A 21600-nucleotide genomic window follows, 5' to 3' on the forward strand; every position below is an offset into this window, starting at 1 on the left:
CGATCTGGGCGATGCTGTTCCGCAAGGCGCATAAGGCGTCCACCGACTCACTTGTCCATTATGTTCCTGATATGTTCTAATCGCGCTTTCCGGCCGTCGGAGTCAAGACGGCCGGGAGCGCGGATTTCCGCGATGCCTGCCCGGGCAGAATTGTGCTGGGGGAATCAATATAGTTTCAAGATAAAACGCGTATTTGCGATCATGCCGCTTCATTTTACTTTGAAAGATATCATGTTATTCTTGCCTGGCGTCGCCGCGAGATCGACGCGAGGAGTTGGTCGATGGAACATATCGATTCCCGGGTCTGCGCAATCGAATTTCGGCTGCTCTGTTTCATGAGCGCGATCTCGCTGGCGATATCCGGGACGGTGATCCTCTTTCTGATCTGACGATATTCCGCGTCATTATCGTTCGTCCGGACCCGTTTTTCCGCATCCTCCTTCCGTGATCCGGCCCCTTCGGGGGGCTGGCATGTCCCCGCCTTGGCCGATAAGGGAGCGCAGTCCCGTCCCCCAAGGAGCAGCGTGATGAACGCGGAAGCCGACCATATCTTTGCGATCGAACCCAATCCCGCCATGCGGGCAGCGGCGGAGCGCGCGGTATTGCTGGAGGATCCTGCGTTCGGCCGTGTGTTCACCGATCATATGGTGACGGTGAAGTGGACCGAGGGCCAGGGCTGGCACAGTGCCACCGTGGGCGCGCGCAAGCCGTTCCTGCTCGATCCCGCCTGTGCGGTGTTGCATTATGCGCAGGAAATCTTCGAGGGCATGAAGGCCTATCGCCTCGATGATGGCGGCATCGGCCTGTTCCGGCCCGAGCAGAATGCCCGGCGCTTCAACCTGTCCGCGCAGCGCATGGCGATGCCGGAGGTGCCCGAGGGGCTGTTCCTCGGCGCGATCGACGCGCTGGTGACGATCGACGAGGCGTGGATTCCGGGCGGCGAGGGCAGCCTCTATCTGCGCCCCTTCATGTTCGCGTCGGAAACCTTCCTCGGCGTGAAGCCGGCCGCCGAATATATCTTCTGCGTGATCGCCTGCCCGGTCGGCGCCTATTTCAAGGGCGGCAAGAAGGCGGTGTCCTTGTGGGTGTCCGATCACCTCAACCGCGCCGGCCCGGGCGGCACCGGCGCCGCCAAGTGCGGCGGCAATTATGCCGCCAGCCTGATGGCGCAGGCCGAGGCGACGACGCATGGCTGCGACCAGGTCGTGTTCCTCGACGCGGTCGAGCATCGCTGGGTGGACGAGCTTGGCGGCATGAACATCTTCTTCCTGTTCGATGACGGCAAGCTCCGCACGCCGCCGCTCAGCGGCACGATCCTGCCCGGCATCACCCGCGCCTCGATCCTCGCGCTGGCGAAAGCCAGGGGCATGGACGTCGCGGAAGAACCCTATGCGATCGACCAGTGGCGGGCCGACGCGCAGAGCGGCAAGCTCCGTGAGGTGTTCGCCTGCGGCACGGCGGCGGTGGTCACCCCGATCGGCCATGTGAAGAGCACCGGCGGCGACTTCACGATCGGCAATGGCGAGGGCGGTTCCGTGACCGAGGCGCTCAAGGATGCGCTGGTCGGCATCCAGCGCGGGCGCATCGAAGGGCCGGACGGCTGGGTGCGTCGCGTCGCCTGAGGGGTGACGCGGGCCGGCGATCCTGCGATCACGCAGGGTTGCCGGCTCGACCCTCCGCCATATCGCCGCAGGCGACCGGTATCGGCACCAGGGCGATCTCCGCGATGTCATGGAGCATATCGCGGGAGACGCCGGCCTTGGCTTGCAGGGCGAGGCCGCAACTGACCGAAACGAGATACATGGCCAGCTTGGACGTGTCGGTGCCTGCCGGCAGATCGCCTTCCTGAACGGAACGGGCGAAACGGACGTCCAGCGCCTGCTCGTAGGCCGAGCGTCTCTCCAGGACTTTCATGCGGACAGGTTCACTGTCCGGCGAGCAGGCGACGGCGGCATGGGTATTGAGACAGCCCGGCGGTAATGTTTTCTCGGTGATGGCGTCGATGAATCCGCACAGAAAGGAGTGGGCGACACCATAAGCCGTGGCGGCGGAGAGCGCCGTCCATATGACCGTCAGATATTTCTGCTCGTAGCGTGCCAGCACCCGCTCGAACAATTTCTCCTTGCTGCCGAACGCGAGGTAGAGGCTGGGCCTCTCTATTCCCATGGCAGAAACGAGATCGGCCAGGCTCGTCCCCTCATAACCCTTCAGGCAGAATTCGCGCATGGCGGCATCCAGCGCCACATCGATATCGAACCGCCGCCGCCGTCCCACGTCAGGCCTCCCGGCCCGCCTGCATCGCTCTCGTCATTTGAGGCCGCCGCCCAGTGCGCGATAGAGTTCGACGGCATTGCTCTGCCGGGCGAGTCTGGTGGCAACGAGCGTCTGCTGGGCGGAATAATAGGACCGCTGGGCATCGAGCGTGTTGAGGAAGCTATCCACGCCCTCCTGATAGCGCGCGTCGGCCAGCCGATAGCTTCCCTGGGCGGCATCGCGCAGCGAGACCTGTGCGCTCAACTGCTCGTCGATCGTGCCGCGCCGGGCCAATGCATCGGCAACCTCGCGAAAGGCCGTCTGCACCGATTTCTCATAGGTGGCGACCATCGCGTCGCGCGTTGCCTCGGCATAATGGAGGTTGCCCCTGTTCTTGCCGAAATCGAAGATCGGCAGGGTGACCGAGGGCGCCACGGACCAGAAGCTGCTGCCGTTGCCGAACAGGTTCGAGAGGCCGAGGCTGGTCGTGCCGAACGCGGCGGTCAGCGAGATCTGCGGGAAGAAGGCAGCCCGTGCCGCGCCGATATCGGCGTTGGCGGCCCGCAGCTTATCCTCGGCACCGGCGACGTCGGGCCGGCGCAGCAGCAGTTGCGAGGGGAGGCCGGCTGGCAGATCGGTGATGGTGACGTCGCTGCCGCCCAGTTCGGCCGGCAGCAGGTCCGCACTGACCGGGGTGCCGGCCAGCAGATCCAGCGCGTTCCGATCCTGCGCCACCGCGGTGGTGGTCGAGGCGATATCGGAACGGGCCTGCTCATAGCTGGTCTGGGCCTGCTTCACGTCCAGATCGGACGCGCTGCCCTCATGGGCACGACCCTGGATGATGATCAGGGTTTCGCCATAGGCCCTGGCGGTATCCTGGGCGATCCGCAGCCGGTCCCGATCGGCGGCAAGGTTCAGCCAGGCGGTGGCGACTTCGGCGATCAGCGAGGTGCGGGCCGCGTCCCTGTTTTCGGCGGCAGCGAAGAACTGCTCCTGCGCGGCCTGCGAGAGATTGCGGACGCGGCCGAACAGATCGACCTCCCAGGCGGATACGCCGACGCTTGCCGAATAGATGTTCGAACGGATGGAGTTGTTGTTGCTGGCACCGACCAATGTGCCGAGGCCGTTATTCGCGCTGGCGCCGCCGCCGCCGCTGGCGGTGCCGTCGCTTTCCGAAATGATCTGGCCGGGAATGCGCTGGAAGGTGCCGCCGCCATTCACGCCGATGGTCGGGAAGATATCGGCGTTCTGCACGCGATATTGGGCGCGTGCCTGGGCGACGTTGGCGACCGCGATCCGGAGATCCCGGTTGTTGTCGAGCGCCACCGCGATCAGCTTGCGGAGCCGATCGTCGGTGAAGAAGGCCTGCCAGGAAAGATCGGCGATGGCGGCCGAGCCGTCCTGGGCCGGCGCATAGGATGGCCCCTGCGGCGTCGCGGCCGGCACCGGCATGGCGGGCCGCACATAATGCGGCGCCATGTTGCAGGCCGCGAGCGCGAGCAGGCTGCTGAGGGCGAGGGGCTTGCGGGCGATCATGTCAGGCCTCCTGCGGATGTGGGCCATCCGTCGTGTCGTGGGTATCGCCCTCTGCCCGGTTGGGCTGGTCCTGCTTGAACAGCTGCTTCACCACCCGGAAGAAGGTGGGCACGAAGAAGATGGCGAGGATCGTCGCCGAGAGCATGCCGCCCACCACCGACCAGCCGATCGCATTCTGTCCGCCGGCGCCGGCGCCGGTCGATATCGCCAGCGGCAGCACACCGAAGATGAAGGCGAAGCTGGTCATCAGGATCGGCCGGAGGCGGAGCTTGGCCGCTTCCAGCGCGGCGGCGCTCGCGCTCATCCCCTCGCGCATCTTCTCCTCCGCGAACTCGACGATCAGGATCGCGTTCTTGGCGGAGACGCCGACCGTCGTGATCAGGCCGACCTGAAGGTAGATGTCGTTGTTGAGGCCGGCGAGCTTGGCCGCGATCACCGCGCCGAGCACGCCGAGCGGCACCACCAGCAACACGGCGATCGGGATCGACCAGCTTTCGTACAGCGCGGCAAGGCAGAGGAACACGATCAGCAGCGACAGCGCATAGAGCATCGGCGCCTGCCCGGCCGACAGTTCCTGCTCGTAGGAAAGGCCGGTCCACTCATAGCCGATGCCCTCGGGCAGCTTCGATGCGAGCGCCTGCATCGCCTGCATCGCCTGGCCTGTGGAATAACCGGGAGCCGGCGAACCCATCAGTTCGATGGACGACACCCCGTTATACCGTTCGAGCTTGGCCGGCCCGAAGATCCAGTGGGTCGAGGAGAAAGCCGAGAAGGGCGCCATCTTGCCGTTGCTGGAGCGGACATAGAGATCGCCGATCGACGCAGGGGTCGTGCGGAACTGCCCGTCGGCCTGCACATAGACCTTCTTCACGCGGCCACGATCCATGAAATCGTTGACATAGGTGCCGCCGAAAGCCGCCGCGATCGTGGTGTTGACGTCCGCCAACGACAGGCCGAGCGCCCCGGCGCGAGGCTGATCGACATTCAGCTTCACCTGTGGCGTGTCTTCCAGGCCGTTGGAGCGGACCTGCATGAGGCGCGGATCCTTGGCCGCCATGCCGAGCAGCTGGTTGCGCGCGGCAATCAGCTTGGCGTGGCCGAGATTATTATTGTCCTTCAGTTCGAAATCGAAGCCGTCGGCATTGCCGAGATCCAGCACGGCCGGCGGATTGAAGGCGATGACCATGCCGGCGCGGATCTTCTGGAACGCCGCATTGGCACGTTGGACGATGGCGGGAACATGGTTGGTGGCGCCGCTGCGGACATCCCAGTCCTTGGTGCGAATGAAGGCGATGCCGACATTCTGGCCCTGCCCCACGAAGCCGAAGCCGGCGACCGTGAAGACCAAAGCGACATTCTTGCTCTCATCCTTCAGATAATGATCGCGGACCCGATCCAGGGTGGCCTGGGTCTCCTCGATCGAGCTGCCGACCGGCAGCGTGACCTGGGTGAACAGCAGCCCCTGATCCTCCGCCGGCAGGAAGCCGCCGGGCAGGCGCCAGAAGATCAGGCCCATGCCGACGACGAGCAGGGCGTAGACGAGCAGGGTGCGGCCCCAGCGACGCTCGACGCGCTCGACGCCATTGCCATAGCGTTCGCGGGTCCGGTCGAAGGTGCGGTTGAACCAGCCGAAGAAACCCGTGCTGTGGGCATGTTCGTCCTTGGCGGGCTTCAGGATCGTGGCGCACAGCGCCGGGGTCAGGATCAGGGCGGTCAGCACCGAGAGCGCCATCGCCGAGACGATCGTGATCGAGAACTGGCGGTAGATCACGCCGGTCGATCCGCCGAAGAAGGCCATGGGCAGGAACACCGCCGAAAGCACCAGGCCGATGCCGATCAGTGCGCCCGAAATTTCTTCCATCGACTTGAGCGCAGCCTCCTTGGGGCTGAGCTTCTCCTCCTGGATCAGGCGTTCGACATTCTCGACCACGACGATCGCGTCGTCCACGAGCAGCCCGATCGCCAGCACCATGCCGAACAGGGTCAGCGTGTTGATCGTGAATCCCGCAGCGTAGAGAATGCCGAACGATCCCATCAGCACCACCGGCACCGCGATCGTCGGGATCAGCGTGGCGCGCCAGTTCTGGAGGAAGACGAACATCACCACGAAGACCAGGATGATCGCTTCGATCAGCGTCTTCACGACCTCATGCACCGACAGGCTCACGAAGGTCGAGTTGTCGACCGGGTAAGCGACCTTGATGTCCGGCGGGAACTGCTTGGAAATCTGGGCGATTTCGGCCTTCACAGCCTTCACCGTATCGAGCGCGTTGGCGTTGGGGGCCAGCTTGATGCCGAAACCGGCGGACTCCTTGCCGTTGAAGCGGGCGAGGAAGCTGTAATTCTCCGACCCCATTTCGACCCGCGCGACATCCGACATCCGCACGAGCGAACCGTCGCTGTTGGTCTTCAGAATGATGTTGCGGAACTGATCCGGCGTTTCGAGCCGGCTCTGGGCCGTCACGATGGCGTTGAGGGCCTGCCCCTTGGGCGAGGGCAGGCTGCCGACCTGGCCGGCGGATACCTGCGCGTTCTGCGCGGTGATCGCCGAGGTGACGTCGTTCATCGTCAGCGCATAGTTGGTCAGCTTGTAGGGATCGACCCAGATGCGCATCGCATATTGGGCGCCGAGCACCTGGGTATCGCCCACGCCGTTGACGCGGCTGAGCGGATCCTGGAGCTTCGAGGCGACGAAATCGCCCAGATCGATCTGGTTGTGGGCGCCATTGTCCGAATAGAGGGCGAGCACCAGCAGGAAGTTCTTGGTCGCCTTGGTGACGCGCAGCCCCTGTTGCTGAACCTCCTGAGGGAGCAGGGGAGTCGCCTGTTGCAGCTTGTTCTGCACCTGCACCTGCGCGATGTCCGGGTCGGTGCCCTGCGCGAAGGTCAGGGTGATCGTCAGGTTGCCGGCGCTATCGCTGCTCGATGCGAAATATTCGAGGTGATCGATGCCCTTCATCTGCTGCTCGATCACCTGCGTGGTGGTGTTTTCGAGGGTCTGGGCATCGGCGCCGGGATAGAGGGTCGTGATCGCGACGGCGGGCGGGGCGATCTCCGGATATTGCGCAACGGCGAGGCTGCGGATCGCCAATATGCCGGCGAGCAGCATCATGGTCGCAAGCACCCATGCGAAGATGGGGCGATGGATGAAATAGCGCGACATCAGATCAATTCCCGCTTTGCCCGCTGGCGCTGTCGGCACTGCTGGCGACAACCTGTTGCGGTGCGCGCGGCTGCACCTGTTCGCCGGGCTTCAGCATCAGGAGCCCTTCCACGATGAGGCGATCGCCCGGCTTCAGGCCGCTGGAAACGACCCATTTGTCGCCGACGGCCTGTTCGGTCGTGACTTTGCGCTGTTCGACCTTGTTCTGGGCATCCACCACCATTGCGACGGCATTGCCCTGCTCGTCCCGGGTGATGCCCTGCTGCGGAGCGAGGATAGCCTGGCGGCGCGTGCCTTCCACCAGCTTGGCGCGGACATACATGCCGGGCAGCAGCAGCCCGTCCGGATTGGGGAAGCTCGCCCGGATCGTGACCGAGCCGGACGAGGGATCGACCGTCACGTCCGAGAATTCGAACCTGCCCTCGATCGGATAAGTGGTGCCATTGGGCAGCAGCAACTGCACGCGGGCGGCGCCGGGGCCGTCCCGCGTGATGCTGCCGGCCTGCATCGCCTGGCGCAGGTCGAGCATGTCGGCCGCCGATTCGGTCACATCGACATAGACCATGTTCATCCGCTGGATGGTCGCGAGAGGATCGCTCTGTCCGGTCTGGGCGAGCGCGCCGACGGTGATCAGCGATCGGCCGATACGGCCCGTAATGGGCGCGCGGATCTGGGTGAAGCCGAGGTTGACCCGTGCCGCATCCACGGCGGCGCGCTGCGCCTGCACGCCGGCGCGGGCCTGCTGTGCGGCAGCCTGCGCATTGTCGGCATCCTGCTGGCTGACGCCCTTGATCGCGAGCAGACGGCCATAGCGATCGGCCTGGAGCTGGGTGGAACGGATCGTAGCCTGCGCGTTGGCGAGATTGCCCTGCGCCGTGCCCAGGGCGGCACGGTAGGGCGCATCCTCGATCTGGTACAGAAGCTGCCCGGTATGAACGATCGAGCCTTCCTCGAACAGGCGCCGACGGATGATGCCGCTGACCTGAGGCCGCACTTCCGATGTTTCGGCGGCGGCGACTCGCCCGGGCAGATTGGTCGACAATGTGACCGACTGGCTCTGCAGGGTGACAATGCCGACTTCCGGCGGGGGCGGCGCTTTCTGGGGTTGTTGCGAGCCACAGGCGGCCAGCGAACCGAAGAGAATAGCAGCTATCGCTACGCGGGCATGGGGCGCATGGGGCATAGAGGATTCCGTGAACAGAATGCGGAATGAACGTTCATTCTTGTTGCGGAGCATTAAGCTCTGTTGCAGCAGGTTCAAGAGAAAAGAGGGAAGCACATATGGCATCCAAGCGAACCGCCGACGGGGGGCGCGCCCAGATCATCGAGGCGGCGCGCTGCCTCTTCGCCGGGAACGGCTTCCATCAGACCAATATGGCGGAACTGGCGGCGCGGGCGTCAGTCAGCGTCGGGCAGATTTACCGCCTTTATGCGCACAAGACCGATATCATCGCGGCGATCATTCAGATCGATGCCGATCAGCGGCTCGCGGAATTGCAGGTCATCTCCGATGCCGCCCTGTCCAAGGCGATGCCGATTCGCGATGCGTTCGAGGAGCTCGCGCGCACCGTGCTGAATCAGGGCGGCGAGGCGCTGACCTTCCAGATTCTGGCGGAAGGGCACCGGGATGCGAATGTCGCAGCCGTGATCGCCCGCCTTTGCGAGCGCTATCGCGAACTGCTGCGCGGCATGGCGTTGCTTGCCAACGACAGCCTGGAGGGAGATCGGCTGGCCTGCGCGGGGGAGATACTCCTTTCCTGCCTCTTCGGCCTCGGCAATCGCGAATTGTCACGGCCCGATCTGTCCGTCGACGATACCGCGAGGCTGGCGGCCGATTTTTTCCTGGCTGCGTTGCGCTGATCGCAGATGTCGCCGGGTCGCCGGGTCGCCGGTCGGGCGGCCCAGAATCCGTCTGTATGACCATCCTCAATCGTAGAGGCGCACGAGCCTTTGCAGATTTTCCGGCATGGCGCCCGCCCGGCGGCGCAGTAGGAAGGGGGCGGTGATCATCTCCTTGATCGGGGCGAAGCCGATATCCGAGCGGGCGAGGCGCTGGACCGATTCGGGGATGATGCACGCGCCGGCGCCGGAGGCGACCATCACCAGCGCCGTCTGCAATTCCCTGACCTCCACGATGTTGGGCGGCATCAGGTCGCGCTCCTGAAAGAAGGAGAGGGTCAGGTCGGCATAGCTGGGACGGGGCGCGCCGGGATAGACGATCAGCGGCAGGCTCGCGATGTCCGCCAGCGCCACCTCGGCGCCTCCGGCCAGCAGGGCATGGCCGCTGGGCAGCGCCACGATCAGCGGCTCCTCGCGCAGCAGCATGTGGACGACGAGCGGATCGTCCACGATGATACGGTCGAAGCCGACATCGATGCGCCCGTCCTTCAGCGCCGCGACCTGCTCGATGCTGTCCATTTCGGCGAGGGCGATATCGAGATCGCCGGCCTCGGCCCGATAGCGCGCGATGATCTCCGGCAGGCGCGCATAGAGGGTGGAGGGAACCAGGCCGATCACGAAGCGCGGGCGCTCTGCGGCGATGAACCGCCGCATCGTGGCCTGGAGCTGATCGAGCCCGCGCACCACCCGTATCGCCTCCTCCCTTAGCAGATGGCCGGCAGGGGTGAGCGTGATCGGGCGTTTCTCGCGATCGAAAAGCTGGACCGAAAGCTCTTCTTCCAGTTCCTGGATACGCTTGCTGAGCGGCGCCTGCGCCATGTTCAGCCGGCGTGCGCCCTGCGTGAAACTGCGCTCCGCCGCGACGGCGAGGAAATAGCGTAATTGCCGGATGTCGATCGTCATATGCGGCATCGGTATAAGCCGCGATCGCACCGATGGCGACAATTTGCGATCTGCTGCCACGACCGGCCATTCTCGAGGGGGAGAGAATGGCCGGTCTCCTGTCGTGGAAGGGCGACGAAATCGGGGAGAGGCGTTTCGCGCGGCCACGGCGGGATCAGGGGGTAGGATGGAGCGCGGCGCTCAGTCGTGAGCCGGATCGCGTTCCACGGTGAAGGAATCGACCGTGCCGGCCGTGGTCTGGAAATCGACCGTCCAGCTGACATCCTGCAGGATCTCGTCCTGCACGCGCAGATCATTGTAGCGGCAGCGCATCCGGCCGTCGGTGGCGGGTTGGCGGCAATGCGCGCCGGCATCGTGCATAAGCGTGCGGGCATCGGCGACGCGGCTACCCTGGGGGATGCGGGCGGCGAGATCGGCGCGGACATCGGGGAGGCGCGAGGCGGGATCGGCCTCGAACTCGATCGACCGGAAGCTCTCGATCGCGGGCGTTTCGGCGAAGGCCTGCTGCACGAGCATGAGGCCTGCGGCGGCGATCGGGAGGGCGGCAATTTTGAAGATGAACATGGCGTGCGTCCTGTGGAGCCGGATCATCGCCGGCTCCGGGGATGTGCGCTTCCGGCATCGGCATCGCCAATATTGTCTTCATTCGGAAACATACCGGAATGGTATGCGGATATCTTGGAAGGTCCGTTGGGGCTGTGGCGCAGACCGCAGCAGGCCGCCCGCCCGCCCGTCCGCCGGCAGGGCCGCGGGCGGTGCGGCAGAACCATTGGAGAGGGGTGGTCTCGCCACGCCCTCTCCGTCGCTTCAGGAGCGCATGGTTCCGGTGTCGAGGTAACGCTGATGCCAGGCGAGTGCTTCGCCCGGCAGCATCGGGCTTTGCAGGCCGTAGGAGCCTTCCTTGGCACGCCGGTAATAGTCCCGCAGCGCCGGGCGATAATCCGGGTGCGCGCAGCGCTCGATGATCAGATCGGCCCGCTTCTTCGGGCTGAGCCCGCGCAGATCGGCGAGGCCCTGCTCGGTGACGATCACCTGCACGTCCTGGGTGATGTGGTCGACATGGCTGGCATGGGGGACGATCGCGGAGATCGCGCCGCCCTTGGCGGTGGAAGGAGTCATGAAGATCGAGATATAGGCGTTGCGCGCAAAATCACCCGATCCGCCGATGCCGTTCTGGATGCGCGATCCCATCACATGGGTGGAATTGATGTTGCCATAGATATCGGCCTCGATCAGGCCGTTCATCGCGATGCAGCCGAGGCGCCGGATCAACTCGGGATGGTTGCTGATCTCCTGCGGGCGCAGGATCATCTTGTCGCGATAACGGGTCATGCCGGCATTGGCCCGCTCCGCGGCCTCCGGGCTGAGCGAAAAGGCGGTGGCGGACGCCATGCGCAGCTTGCCCGCATCGAGCAGGTCGAGCATCCCGTCCTGGATCACCTCGGTATAGGCCGTCATATTCTCGAACGGGCTGTCGAGCAGGCCGCTCAGCACCGCATTGGCAATATTGCCGACGCCGGACTGGAGCGGGAGGAGCGAGGCGGGCAGGCGTCCGCGACCGACTTCGTGGGTCAGGAATTCCAGCAGGTGGCCGGCGATCGCCGCAGCCGAGGCATCGGGCGGCGAGAAGGGGGCGTTGCGATCCGGCGCTTCGGTCTCGACGATGGCGATGATCCTGTCCGGGTCGCAGCGGAAGGAGGATTGGCCGATCCGGTCATCGGGGCGGATCAGGGGGATGGGCACGCGGTGGGGCGGCAGCGCCGTCCCGTAATAGATATCGTGCATCCCTTCGAGCGCGGGATTCTGCCAGCTGTTCACCTCCAGGATCACGCGATCGGCGCGATCCAGCCAGGTCTTGTTGTTGCCGACCGAGGAGGAGGGGATCAGGCTGCCATCCTCGCGGATGCCCGAAACCTCGATGACCGCGATGTCGAGCGGGCCGAGGAAACCCTGCCACGCGACCGGCGCGACCTGGCTCAGATGCATGTCGAGATAATCCATCTCGCCACGGTTGATCCGTTCGCGGGCGATGGGATCGGAATTATAGGGCAGGCGCATCTCGATGCCATTGGCCTTGGCGAGCGCGCCATCCAGTTCGGGCCCGGTCGAGGCGCCGGTCCAGATCTTCACGCGCATGTCGCGGCCGGCGGCATGTTCCGCCTCGATGTGCGCGGCCAGGGCCAGCGGCACCGCCTTGGGGTAGCCCGAACCCGTGAAGCCGCTCATGCCGACGCTCATCCTGTCGGAGATGAACGCCGCCGCCTGCTCGGCGGGCATGATCCGCTGGGCCAATCCAGGATGCTTGATGCGCTGCGATACCATGGCCGATTATCCCTCCCGATCTGGCGCCTCATCGGCGCTGGGCGATTTTGCTCCGAAAATTCACTGCGGAACGCGGCTATGCGCTTCCAATACCGTTTCGATCTGTTTCCATACCGGGTTGATATGGGGTCGTCCGATCGCGAAACGCGGAACGTGCCGGCCGACACCACGGGGGTGGCGGCAGCCGGCACGACGCCCGGCATGGTCCGGGCGCCTCATCATCGAAACGGACTCTCGAAAAACGTCCCGATGATTCCATGGCGCACGCGATTTCCGCCTCAGGGCAGAAAAGCGGGCGTGTCGAAGGGGCGCTGGTGAAAGATATCGGCGATCAGCCCATCGCGGCGTGCGGCGGTGAGGGCGCCCAGAATATCGTCCAGCGGTGGTGGCGCGGCGGCGGCATCCGCGTCGGCGCCGCGCAACCAGCGCGCATGGGGAAAACGCGGATCGGGGCGACCATGGTTGATCGTCGCCACGACGAACTGATGCGTATAGCCGATCGCCTCTTCGGCTTCGAAGCGGGCGGCGCCTCGTCCATCGGCAAAGCGGCGGGGCGTCAGCGGCACGAAGGCCAGCATGTCCCGATAATGTTGCGGAAAGGCGGCAAGCTGCCGCCCGCCGCCACCAAAACCGGACAGGATGTGCGGTGTCAGGCCGGAGGCCGTGGTGCCATCATCGGCATGATCCGGAACGGCGGCCGCGGCTAGCGCGATCTCGATCCCGGCACCAGGCTCGATATGGAAGGCATAGTCCCCGGCCAGGACTCCGAGCAGATTCTGCCGCGCGGCCTCGACATGGCCAAGACGGGCCATGCCATCGCGATGGAGGAGGCAGGTCGAATCGACGAGCATCCACCGCGAATAGCGCTTCCAGGCGATCAGCAACGGCAGCCCCCGGGCGGCCGCCAGCGCCTCCAGCGCCGCCAATGTTTCACAATGGAGGCCCAGGCGATTGTCGGCCTTCACCTTGACATGGACCATGCAGCGCAAGCCCGGATCGAACGCGATCTCCATCGTGGAATCGGATGATTCGATGTCGATCTTGTGGGGTATCGGCGAGATGGCGCGGCAATGTCCGAGCCAGGCGCATAGAAAGGCGAATTCGGCGGCGGAGGTCAGGCTGTGGGTCGGCGATGGCTCGCTCCGCGTTGCCACGCCCAGGTCGTCGCAACGCAGCACCGGTCAGTTCGCCTTATGGCCTTTGGCCGGATCGGCGAGCGGCCCGGCCATGTCGATGACCAGATATTTGATCTCGGCGTCGTCGATCGAACGCTGGGATGCGCTGCGCCAGGCTGCCTCGTCGGCGGCTCGACCGCCAAACAGGCCGACGATGTCGAGTGAGGCAGGATCGCGAAATTCGCGACCCCGCGCGTCCATGACCCGGCCGCCGAGAACGAGGAACAAGTCTGTCATCCAACGCGCCTCACAGGAGCCGGTGTCGATCGCCATGGCCGTTGCACATGGAAAGCGGCGGGGTGGGCGCCTTTTCTCCAAAATGACGGAAATGAGAAGAACCGATTTCGTATCGATCCATACCGAAACAATATCTTCCTCGTCCGTGAGGGGCTGACAGGCCGTCGTTGCGCCTGTTTGGGCGGCCCGGACGATGGTTTGCGCCGCCGGCCTGCACGGGATGCGGATCGATCCGCGCAAGGTCCGATTGCATAATGCCGTTTTTTGGCTGATCGGGCGGCGATGCTGGAATCGTTCCGCACCCGAGGCGCCGTGCCGCAGCTGCTCGCGCTGGCGATCATCGCCTGCGCATTGCTGTTGCGCGTCATCGTGCCGCAGGGCTGGATGCCGGTGCAGACGGCCCATGGGTGGCGGATCACGATCTGCACCGGGATGGGGCCGATGCAGACGGGCATGGCACCCGATATGGCGGCCGACATGGCGGCGGCCATGAAGGACGCGCATCACGGCTCGGACGAGCAGAATCACGGGTCGAGCGATCATGCCTGTGCCTTCTCCAGCCTCGCCATGGCGTTCGACGGGCCGCCGCTGCCGGCGCTCGATCTGCCCCGGCCGAGCGCCGAAGACTGGCTTGTCGGCGCGGCTGCGCTGGTCAGTATCGGGCGTGGGCTGGCCGCCCCGCCGCCGCCGTCCACCGGACCACCCAAGACACTCTGACCGATCGCCGTTCGCCGCGCTTTCCAGCGCCGGGCGGCTTTGTCTTATCCGGTTCAGGGGACCATCATGTCACGCATTTCCCGCGCGCTGTTCTGCGCGCCCTTTCTGCCGTGGGCGCCGTGCGCCACGGCCCATGCCCAGACTGTCAGCCCGATCATCACCGCCGGTGCGGATACGGCGCGGCCCGACGACATCCTCGTGATCGGGCAGAACAAGCATCCGATCGCGATCGAGCCGCGCGGTCTGTCGGTGAGCCTCGGCGACGCGCAATTCGCCGGGGTCAACGCCACCAATGTCGAGGATCTGATCAAATATGCGCCCGATTTCTTCGTGCGCAGCCGCTATATCGGCGACAATAACGGCGTGCCCGGCTTTCGCGGCACGCACAGCACCCAGTCCGCCCGCACATTGGTGATGGTGGATGGCTTCGTGATCTCCGATTTCCTCGGCAATTCGTTCAGCTATCCGCCGGCCTGGGGGGTGGTGAGCCCCCATGAGGTGCAGCAGTTCGACATCGTCTACGGGCCTTATTCGGCCCGCTATGTCGGCAATTCGATGGGCGGCATCGTCAACATTACGACGCGCGCGCCGGAGAAGACCGAGGCGTTCTTCAACCTCCAGAATTTCTACCAGCCCTATGACCAGTTCAAATCCCACGATGATCTGTGGGGGCATTCGGCCGAGGGCGGCTTCGCCTGGAAGCCCAGGGACAGTTCATGGGGTGCCCGCCTGTCTGCGCGGCGACTGATCAATCAGGCGCAGCCGATGCAATATTACCAGCTCGGTTATTCGGCAGCGGTCTACGACAACCCAACGGCGGGCACGCCGATCCTCGGCGCGGTGGTCGATCCGAAGCTGATGCCGGCGACGGGCACCAAGGTGGTGACGCCGGTGGTCGGCGATTATTCCATGATCCTCAGCCGGCAGGACCAGACCCGCGCCGAACTGCGCTACGATCAGGGCGACGTGCATAGCGAATTGCTGTTCGCCTATTGGTGGAACGAGGAAAAGACGCTCGATCCCGCCAGCTACATCACCGATGCCGCCGGCAATCCTTTCTATGGCAACAGCAGCGGTCTCGTCAGCTTCGGCGGGCATAGTTATACGCTGAACGCCGCGAGCAGCTTCCGCCAGGGCCTGTTCTTCAAGAATGAATATCTCGTCGGCGGCAAGATCGAGGCGCCGTTGGCGGGTTTCGATGTGCGGCTCAACCTTTCGACGCTGCGCTTCGCGCGGCAGGACAGCTATCAGTCCAACGGCTACGCAGCCGGCCTCGCCGATGGCGCCGGGCAATGGACCCGGCAGGGGCCGACCGGCTGGTATACGGGCGATCTGCTGGCGACCCGCACCATCGGCCGCCACGCGCTGGCCTTCGGCGTCGATGCCAGCCTCTACGAAACCGATCAGAGCGTCTTCAACACATCACATTGGCGGGAGGGTTCCGATCCCGCGCTCACCACGCGGACCTTCGGTCGCAATACGACGGTCGGTGTGTTTGCCGAGGATGCGATCGCGTTCGGCGATGCGACCAAGCTGACCGTCGGCGCGCGCTATGATCGCTGGCACGCTTATGACGGCGGCATCATCGCGGTGGCGAGCAGCGGCGCGCAGGCGGGGTTGCCGGTGACCCAGCATTATGCCGGCCGCACCGACCATGCATGGAGCCCCAAGGTGGCGCTCCGCCATATCTTCGCGGGAGACTGGGTGGCGGAACTCAGCCTCGCCATGGCGACGCGCTTCCCGACCGTCGGCGAGCTGTTCCAGGGATCGCTGAACGGCGACGGCAGCTTCAACGCCAACAGCTTCGATCCGACCCTGAAGCCGGAGCGGAGCAAGGACGCCAATCTGCTGCTGCGCCATCGCTTCGGGCCGGTGACGCTGACCGGCAGCGCCTTCTACCAGCGTGTCCACAACAGCATCTTCAACTTCCTCGGCTTCAACCAGAACGGGGTTTCGACCTCCAGCTTCAAGAATATCGACATCACCCGCCAATATGGCGTCGAACTGATCGCCGAGACGCATAATTGGCCGATCGATCGCCTCGACATGGACGGCAACGCCGCCTGGATCGATGCGATCACGGTGAAGAACCCGTCCGATCCGGCATCCGAAGGCGTGGCGTTTCCGCGTATCCCGCGCTGGCGGCTCAACGGCAATCTGCGCTACCGGGTGACGCCCACGCTTCAGGCGGTGATCGGGGTGCGCTATGCCAGCCGGCCCAACAGCGATATCGACGGCCTCTATCGCGGCGACGATTATGGCTACACGTCCGAACTGTTCGCGCTCGATCTGCGTGCCAATTACGATGTGAGCAAGCGGCTGCGCTTCTCGGCCGGGGTCAACAACCTCACCAACGACAAGGCGTGGGTCTATCATCCCTATCCCCAGCGGACCTTCCTGATGGAAGCGGGGGTGAAGCTGTGAGCGTCCGGGCTCCGGGAACCCGCTGGTACAATGCGGTATGGCGCTGGCATTTCTATGCCGGGCTGTTCTGCATCCCGTTCGTGATCTGGCTCGCCTGCACCGGCGCGATCTATCTCTGGCGCCCGCAGATCGAGGCGTGGCTGGACCGGCCTTATGATCATCTCGCCACCGACGGCCCGGTGGCATCCGCCGACGCGCAGGTCGCCGCCGCGCTCAAGGCGGTGCCGGGATCGGCCCTGCACAAATATGTGCTGCCGGAGGCGCGCGATCAGGCGGTTCGCATCCTCGTCACGGTGCGGGGGGAGGACAAGCGCGTCTATGTCGATCCCCGCAGCCTGGCGATCCTGAAGGTCGTGACCGAAGAAAAGCGGCCGATGCGGCTGATCTTCCACCTGCACGGCGAATTGCTGGCCGGGGCGGTCGGCAGCTATCTGGTGGAGACGGCCGCCTGCTGGGCGATCGTGATGATCCTGACCGGCCTCTATCTGTGGTGGCCGCGCGGCCGCCGGGGGCTGGCAGGCGTGCTCTATCCGCGCCTCCGGGGAGGACGGCGGCTGTTCTGGCGGGATATCCACGCGACGGCGGGCATCTGGGTTTCCGCGTTTGCGCTCGGGCTGATCCTGACCGGCCTGCCCTGGGCGCAGGGCTGGGGCAATTATCTGTCCGAAATCCGCACGCTGACCGGGACGTCGCGGGGGGCGGTCGATTGGACGATCGGCGGCAAGGCGCCGAAGCCGGATGCCATGGCGGGAGACCATGCCGGCCACGCCGGCCATGGTGGCATGGCAATGCCGTCCGCGCCGATCCGCCCGGGCGAACTGGATCGGGTGATCGCCACCGCGCGACCGCTCGGTGTGGCGCCGCCGGTGCTGATCTCGCCACCCCGCATGGCCGGGATGCCATGGTCGATCGCCTCGGATGCCGCCGATCGACCGCTGCGCAGCGATGCCACGGTCGATGGCGCGACCGGCCGGCTGATCAGCCGCACACCTTTCTCGCAGCGGCACTGGCTCGATCGGACGATCGGTTACGGCGTCGCCGCGCATGAAGGCGCGCTGTTCGGGATCGCCAACCAGATCATCGGGACGCTGACCGCGCTGCTGCTCGTCCTCCTCGCCGTCTCCGGCGCGGTGATGTGGTGGCGACGGCGCCCGGTCGGCCTGCTCGGCGCGCCGATCCCGCTCGGCCGTCCGCGCTTCGGCGCCGGGCTGGTCGCGGCGATCGTCGCGCTGGCCGTCTATCTGCCAATGTTCGGGATCACGCTGATCGTGGTGCTGCTGGCCGAGAAGATGCTGCTCGCCCGCATCCCCGCGACGCGACGCTGGCTGAATCTCCGCCCGGTTTGAGGGTGTCAGCGGGCTTCGCCCAAAGCCCGCCGCGCGTTGCGTTCAGGCCGGCGCCTGGATTTGCGATGCGTGGCGGTCCACCAGGATCGCGCTCGCCGCGTTGAGGCCGACCACCTCCACGATCATGTCGTGCCGGCGCATTTTCGCGACCACGTCGTCCAGCGCGGCGACGGCGGTGATGTCCCACAGATGCGCCTGGGTGAGATCGATCCTGACCCGCCGCGCGCTGTCCCGCAGATCGAAGCGATCGGCAAAGATGTCGGCGCTGGCGAAGAAGATCTGGCCCGATACGTCGTAGAGCCGGGTGTCGGTCGCGGCGTCATAGCCGATGCGGACGTCCATCAGGCGGGTGACCTTGAAGGCGAAGAACACCCCGCTCAGCAGCACGCCGACGGCGACGCCGGCCGCGAGATCATGGGTGGCGACGGTGACCGCGACGGTCGCCAGCATGACCACGCCCGAGACCTTCGGATGCCGCCCCAGATCGCGCAGCGAGCCCCAGGAGAAGGTGCTGATCGCGACCATGATCATGATCGCGACGAGCGCCGCCACCGGCACCTGCGCCACCCACGGCCGCAGCGGCACCAGCACGACGAGCAGGAACACGCCGGCGACCAGCGTGGACAGCCGGCCTCGGCCGCCATAGCGGACATTGCCGACGGTCTGCCCGATCATGCCGCACCCGGCGATGCCGCCGAACAGCCCGGCCGCGACATTGGCGAGGCCGATGCCGGTGCATTCCCGCGCCTTGGAACTGGTGGTCTCGGTCAGATCGTCGACGACGCTGGCGGTCATCATCGATTCCAGCAGGCCGACCGCCGCCATCGCCAGCGCATAGGGCAGCACGATCTCCAGCGTGTCCCATGTCAGCGGCACATGCGGGATCGTGAAGGCGGGCAGGGAAGCCGGCAGGCGGCCGAGATCGGCCACGGTGTGCAGCGGCATGGGGACGGCGATGCTGATCGCGGTCAGCACGACGATGCAGATCAGCGGCGAGGGGATCGCCGTGCTCAGCCTCGGCAGCAGATAGATGATCGTCAGCCCCAGCCCGATCATCGCATAGGTCTGCCAGCTGACGTCGAGCATCTGCGGCACCTGTGCGGAGAAGATCAGGATGGCGAGCGCGTTGACGAAGCCGGTGCGGACCGAGCGCGAGACGAAGCGCATCAGCACGTCGAGCTTGGCCAGCCCGAACAGGATCTGGAAGAGGCCCGCCAGCAGCGTGGCGGCGAGCAGATAGGGCAGGCCATGGCCATGGACGAGCGCGGCCGCCACCAGCGCCACCGATCCGGCTGCACCTGATATCATGGCGGGGCGTCCGCCCGCGAACGCGATGACGATGCCGATCACGAAGGAGGCGAACAGCCCGACCTCCGGATCGACGCCGGCCACGAACGAGAAGGCGATCACCTCGGGGATGAGCGCGAAGGTGCCGACCATGCCGGCAAGGACGTCGCGGCGGGCGCCGGCCGCGCCGCTGAACCATTCGGTGCGGTAGCGAGAGGAGGACAGGCTGTTCATCGGTGTGTTCCGCATCGATCGCGCAGACGGACACCGCAGCGGCGGTGCGATGGTCGTCATGGGCACTTTGCGTTGTCCGGCGGATCGGCGGCCGGAATAGCCACCCGGAATTGCACCGGGTCCAGGCGAATGGCGATCAGCTACCGCACAATCTGTTGCAGCGCAACATGGGGAGGCGGCGCGGAGCGGGGTAGCCTTTGGCGGCAGTCGGCAGGGCCTCGCGATATCGCTGCTGCTACGCCTACCGCGCGGTATCCAGCGACGCCCCGGCCGGCCGGATTGGCGGAAAGCATCCTTGCCCGAAGAAAAAGGCCGGGCTGCGGTTTCCCGCGGCCCGGCCCTCTCGAACATGCGGTTGACAGGCTGCCCCGCCCGCTGGCGGGGCGCCCCGTCTGTCGGTGATCAGAACGGATAGTAGCGGAAGCTCACGAAGCCCATGCTCTGGCCGACCTGCGGCATACCGCCGACGCCCTCGAACAGCTGACGCTGGGTGTAGCTGTAGACCAGGCCGACCTGCGCCTTGCCGTAGGAACCCGAATAGATCTTGTCCCAGAAGCCGCCGGTGATCTGGCGGATGCGGCGGGTGTTGCCGGCGCAGGTGCCGCCTTCGATATCGCAGCCGCTGTTGACCGCGGTCGGCAGGCCGATGCCATAACCATTGCCCAGGATCTTGCGCTTTTCCTGCTCTTCGCCGGCATAAGCGTAGAAATCGAGCATCTTGGTGGCGTGCAGGGTGGCGCCTGCGAGCAGCATGAACTCGCTCACGCCATGGGCCTTGCCATCCTGCGAGTAGGTGATGTCGGCCAGGCTGGCGGTGCCGTAACGGCCGATGCCCTTGCCATCCATGCCCGAGAACTGGACGTCGAGCAGCTTGGGCACGACCTGGAAGGCGACGCTGCCGCCGAAGCCGTGGCCGTGCGCGGCGCCGTTGGAGTCGGTGCCGTTCAGGTGGGTCGAGAAGGTGCGGTACAGGCCGAAGCCTTCGAGGTGCAGCGAATGCCCGCCAATATCGGCTTCATAGGCGACCTTGCCGATGAAATCGGGGATATGGTTGAGCGACAGGTTGTTGCTGCTCGCGAAACCCGAACCGGCGGCCTGGTTATAGGTAACGGTGGTCGGGATGGTGCCGATCGGGGCGATCGTCGCCGGATTTTCAGCCGAGGCCGCGATCCACAGCTTGTGATCGAGGAAGTCGCCGGTCACGCGGACCTGCGGCTGGCGCGCCCACACGAAACCGGGGACGTACTGGGCATCGACTTCCGGCGGCGGGGTTTCGTTGCGCGGGGTGATCCCCTTGCTGTTCATCGTCGCCAGCGACCAGTTCTGACCGGCCAGCAGGTGGATGCCGTAGGAGCCCTTGTTCCAGTCGGCCGTGCCGTACAGCACGCGGATACGCGGGTTGTAGCTGTTCGACTGGTTCGAGTTGGCGGTCTGCGCGCCACCCTGGAAATCGAACTCGCCATACATGGACAGCAGGGTCGATTTGTTCACGTCGCCCTGCGCGAGGAAGGACACGCGGCTCTGGCGCGCCGTGAAGCGGCCTTCCGAGGTGTGCGCGGCGCGGTTGTTGGCGAAGGGCACCGAGAAGCTCGACGAGATGTCGTTGCCCTGGAAGTGATTGCGATAGATGCCGGCCAGTTCGAGATAGCCGCCCGGCGTGATGGTGATGCCCTTGAAGTAGAACTTGTCGTTGTGATGTTCCTTGTCGATCGCCGAGGCGATCTGGGTGTTCACCTGGGTCGGCGTGACCGGCGGCGTCGCGGCGACCTGCTGCTGCACGGCCTGGACCTGCGTCTGGGTCGACTGGAGCGCGCTTTCGGCCGTGTCGATGCGGGCCACGGTCGCGGTCTGTGCCGTTTTCTGACCTTCGACCTCGCCACGCAGCGACTGCACTTCGGCCTGAAGTGCCTTCACCTGTGCCAGCAACTGCCCGTTGGCGTTGGCTGCGGCGCGGTGATGAACCTTGTGGGTGGCGGCGTCTGCGACGCCAGCGCCCACGGCATTAATGGCTACGGCTGCGAGCAGCGCGTTGCGGATTTTCATGTCTTAGCCCCTTGGTGCGGTGAACAAGCGAGCCGCAGCTAGGTTGATGCCATGACTCTTA

17 protein-coding genes and 1 other annotated feature are annotated in these 21600 nt (G+C 65.4%); of the genes, 6 read left to right on the forward strand and 11 right to left on the reverse strand.

Features of this window, described 5'->3' with window-relative positions; all coding sequences use genetic code 11:
• Positions 1-274 precede the first annotated feature (274 nt).
• Positions 275-448, forward strand: a complete 174-nt coding sequence (locus PBT88_RS03725; protein WP_270077895.1) for a hypothetical protein — start codon at positions 275-277, stop codon at positions 446-448.
• A gap of 79 nt (positions 449-527) precedes the next feature.
• Positions 528-1622, forward strand: a complete 1095-nt coding sequence (locus PBT88_RS03730; RefSeq protein WP_270077896.1) for a branched-chain amino acid aminotransferase — start codon at positions 528-530, stop codon at positions 1620-1622.
• 28 nt (positions 1623-1650) lie between these two features.
• On the opposite strand, the gene PBT88_RS03735 is transcribed toward PBT88_RS03730, so the two are convergent.
• The 4 genes from PBT88_RS03735 to PBT88_RS03750 all read right to left on the reverse strand — a co-directional run bounded on the left by PBT88_RS03735 (position 1651) and on the right by PBT88_RS03750 (position 8135).
• Positions 1651-2226, reverse strand: coding sequence for a TetR/AcrR family transcriptional regulator (locus PBT88_RS03735; RefSeq protein WP_270077897.1), 576 nt, complete (start codon positions 2224-2226; stop codon positions 1651-1653).
• An 81-nt stretch (positions 2227-2307) separates the two neighbouring features.
• Positions 2308-3789: an efflux transporter outer membrane subunit gene (locus PBT88_RS03740; protein ID WP_270077898.1), complete on the reverse strand. Its 1482-nt coding sequence runs from the start codon at positions 3787-3789 to the stop codon at positions 2308-2310.
• A gap of 1 nt (position 3790) precedes the next feature.
• Complete coding sequence (locus PBT88_RS03745; protein ID WP_270077899.1) at positions 3791-6952, reverse strand: efflux RND transporter permease subunit; 3162 nt, start codon at positions 6950-6952, stop codon at positions 3791-3793.
• A 4-nt stretch (positions 6953-6956) separates the two neighbouring features.
• Positions 6957-8135 carry an efflux RND transporter periplasmic adaptor subunit gene (locus PBT88_RS03750; RefSeq protein ID WP_270079161.1) on the reverse strand — a complete coding sequence of 393 codons (1179 nt, stop codon included), beginning with the start codon at positions 8133-8135 and terminating at the stop codon, positions 6957-6959.
• A 98-nt stretch (positions 8136-8233) separates the two neighbouring features.
• On the opposite strand from PBT88_RS03750, the gene PBT88_RS03755 reads away from it, so the two are divergent.
• On the forward strand, positions 8234-8812 hold the full coding sequence (locus tag PBT88_RS03755) for a TetR/AcrR family transcriptional regulator (RefSeq protein ID WP_270077900.1): 579 nt from the start codon (positions 8234-8236) through the stop codon (positions 8810-8812).
• A gap of 66 nt (positions 8813-8878) precedes the next feature.
• Here PBT88_RS03755 and PBT88_RS03760 read toward each other — a convergent pair whose 3' ends face one another.
• The 5 genes from PBT88_RS03760 to PBT88_RS21010 all read right to left on the reverse strand — a co-directional run bounded on the left by PBT88_RS03760 (position 8879) and on the right by PBT88_RS21010 (position 13728).
• Positions 8879-9754: a LysR family transcriptional regulator gene (locus PBT88_RS03760; protein ID WP_270077901.1), complete on the reverse strand. Its 876-nt coding sequence runs from the start codon at positions 9752-9754 to the stop codon at positions 8879-8881.
• 180 nt (positions 9755-9934) lie between these two features.
• A complete protein-coding gene (locus PBT88_RS03765; RefSeq protein WP_270077902.1) occupies positions 9935-10318 on the reverse strand; it encodes a hypothetical protein in 384 nt (127 codons plus the stop codon).
• A 243-nt stretch (positions 10319-10561) separates the two neighbouring features.
• A complete protein-coding gene (locus PBT88_RS03770) occupies positions 10562-12076 on the reverse strand; it encodes an acetyl-CoA hydrolase/transferase family protein (protein ID WP_270077903.1) in 1515 nt (504 codons plus the stop codon).
• A gap of 278 nt (positions 12077-12354) precedes the next feature.
• Entirely contained in the window at positions 12355-13089 is a 735-nt protein-coding gene (locus PBT88_RS03775) for a hypothetical protein (protein ID WP_270077904.1), read from the reverse strand.
• 168 nt (positions 13090-13257) lie between these two features.
• Positions 13258-13728 carry a DUF4170 domain-containing protein gene (locus PBT88_RS21010; RefSeq protein WP_326521564.1) on the reverse strand — a complete coding sequence of 157 codons (471 nt, stop codon included), beginning with the start codon at positions 13726-13728 and terminating at the stop codon, positions 13258-13260.
• 42 nt (positions 13729-13770) lie between these two features.
• On the opposite strand from PBT88_RS21010, the gene PBT88_RS03785 reads away from it, so the two are divergent.
• The 3 genes from PBT88_RS03785 (at position 13771) to PBT88_RS03795 (ending at position 17975) form a co-directional block, all read left to right on the forward strand.
• The gene (locus PBT88_RS03785; RefSeq protein WP_270077905.1) at positions 13771-14205 is read left to right on the forward strand and encodes a hypothetical protein; all 435 of its coding nucleotides are present in this window, start codon (positions 13771-13773) and stop codon (positions 14203-14205) included.
• A gap of 66 nt (positions 14206-14271) precedes the next feature.
• Positions 14272-16629 carry a TonB-dependent receptor gene (locus PBT88_RS03790; protein ID WP_270077906.1) on the forward strand — a complete coding sequence of 786 codons (2358 nt, stop codon included), beginning with the start codon at positions 14272-14274 and terminating at the stop codon, positions 16627-16629.
• Complete coding sequence (locus tag PBT88_RS03795) at positions 16626-17975, forward strand: PepSY-associated TM helix domain-containing protein (RefSeq protein WP_270077907.1); 1350 nt, start codon at positions 16626-16628, stop codon at positions 17973-17975. Before PBT88_RS03790 ends, PBT88_RS03795 begins: the two co-directional genes overlap by 4 nt.
• Before the next feature lie 42 nt (positions 17976-18017).
• Here the strand turns inward: PBT88_RS03795 and PBT88_RS03800 are convergent, their stop codons facing one another.
• Positions 18018-19496 (reverse strand): SulP family inorganic anion transporter, encoded by a 1479-nt coding sequence (locus PBT88_RS03800; RefSeq protein WP_270079163.1) that lies wholly within the window; start codon positions 19494-19496, stop codon positions 18018-18020.
• A 70-nt stretch (positions 19497-19566) separates the two neighbouring features.
• Positions 19567-19622 (reverse strand) — a sequence feature (sul1 is cis-regulatory element that is thought to sense ions involved in sulfur or methionine metabolism; They are found in Alphaproteobacteria).
• A gap of 276 nt (positions 19623-19898) precedes the next feature.
• Complete coding sequence (locus PBT88_RS03805; RefSeq protein WP_270077908.1) at positions 19899-21539, reverse strand: hypothetical protein; 1641 nt, start codon at positions 21537-21539, stop codon at positions 19899-19901.
• Between the last annotated feature and the right edge of the window lie 61 nt (positions 21540-21600).

Origin of the sequence: Sphingomonas abietis, assembly GCF_027625475.1 — a bacterium.
In the GTDB taxonomy this organism is placed as follows: domain Bacteria; phylum Pseudomonadota; class Alphaproteobacteria; order Sphingomonadales; family Sphingomonadaceae; genus Solisphingomonas; species Solisphingomonas abietis.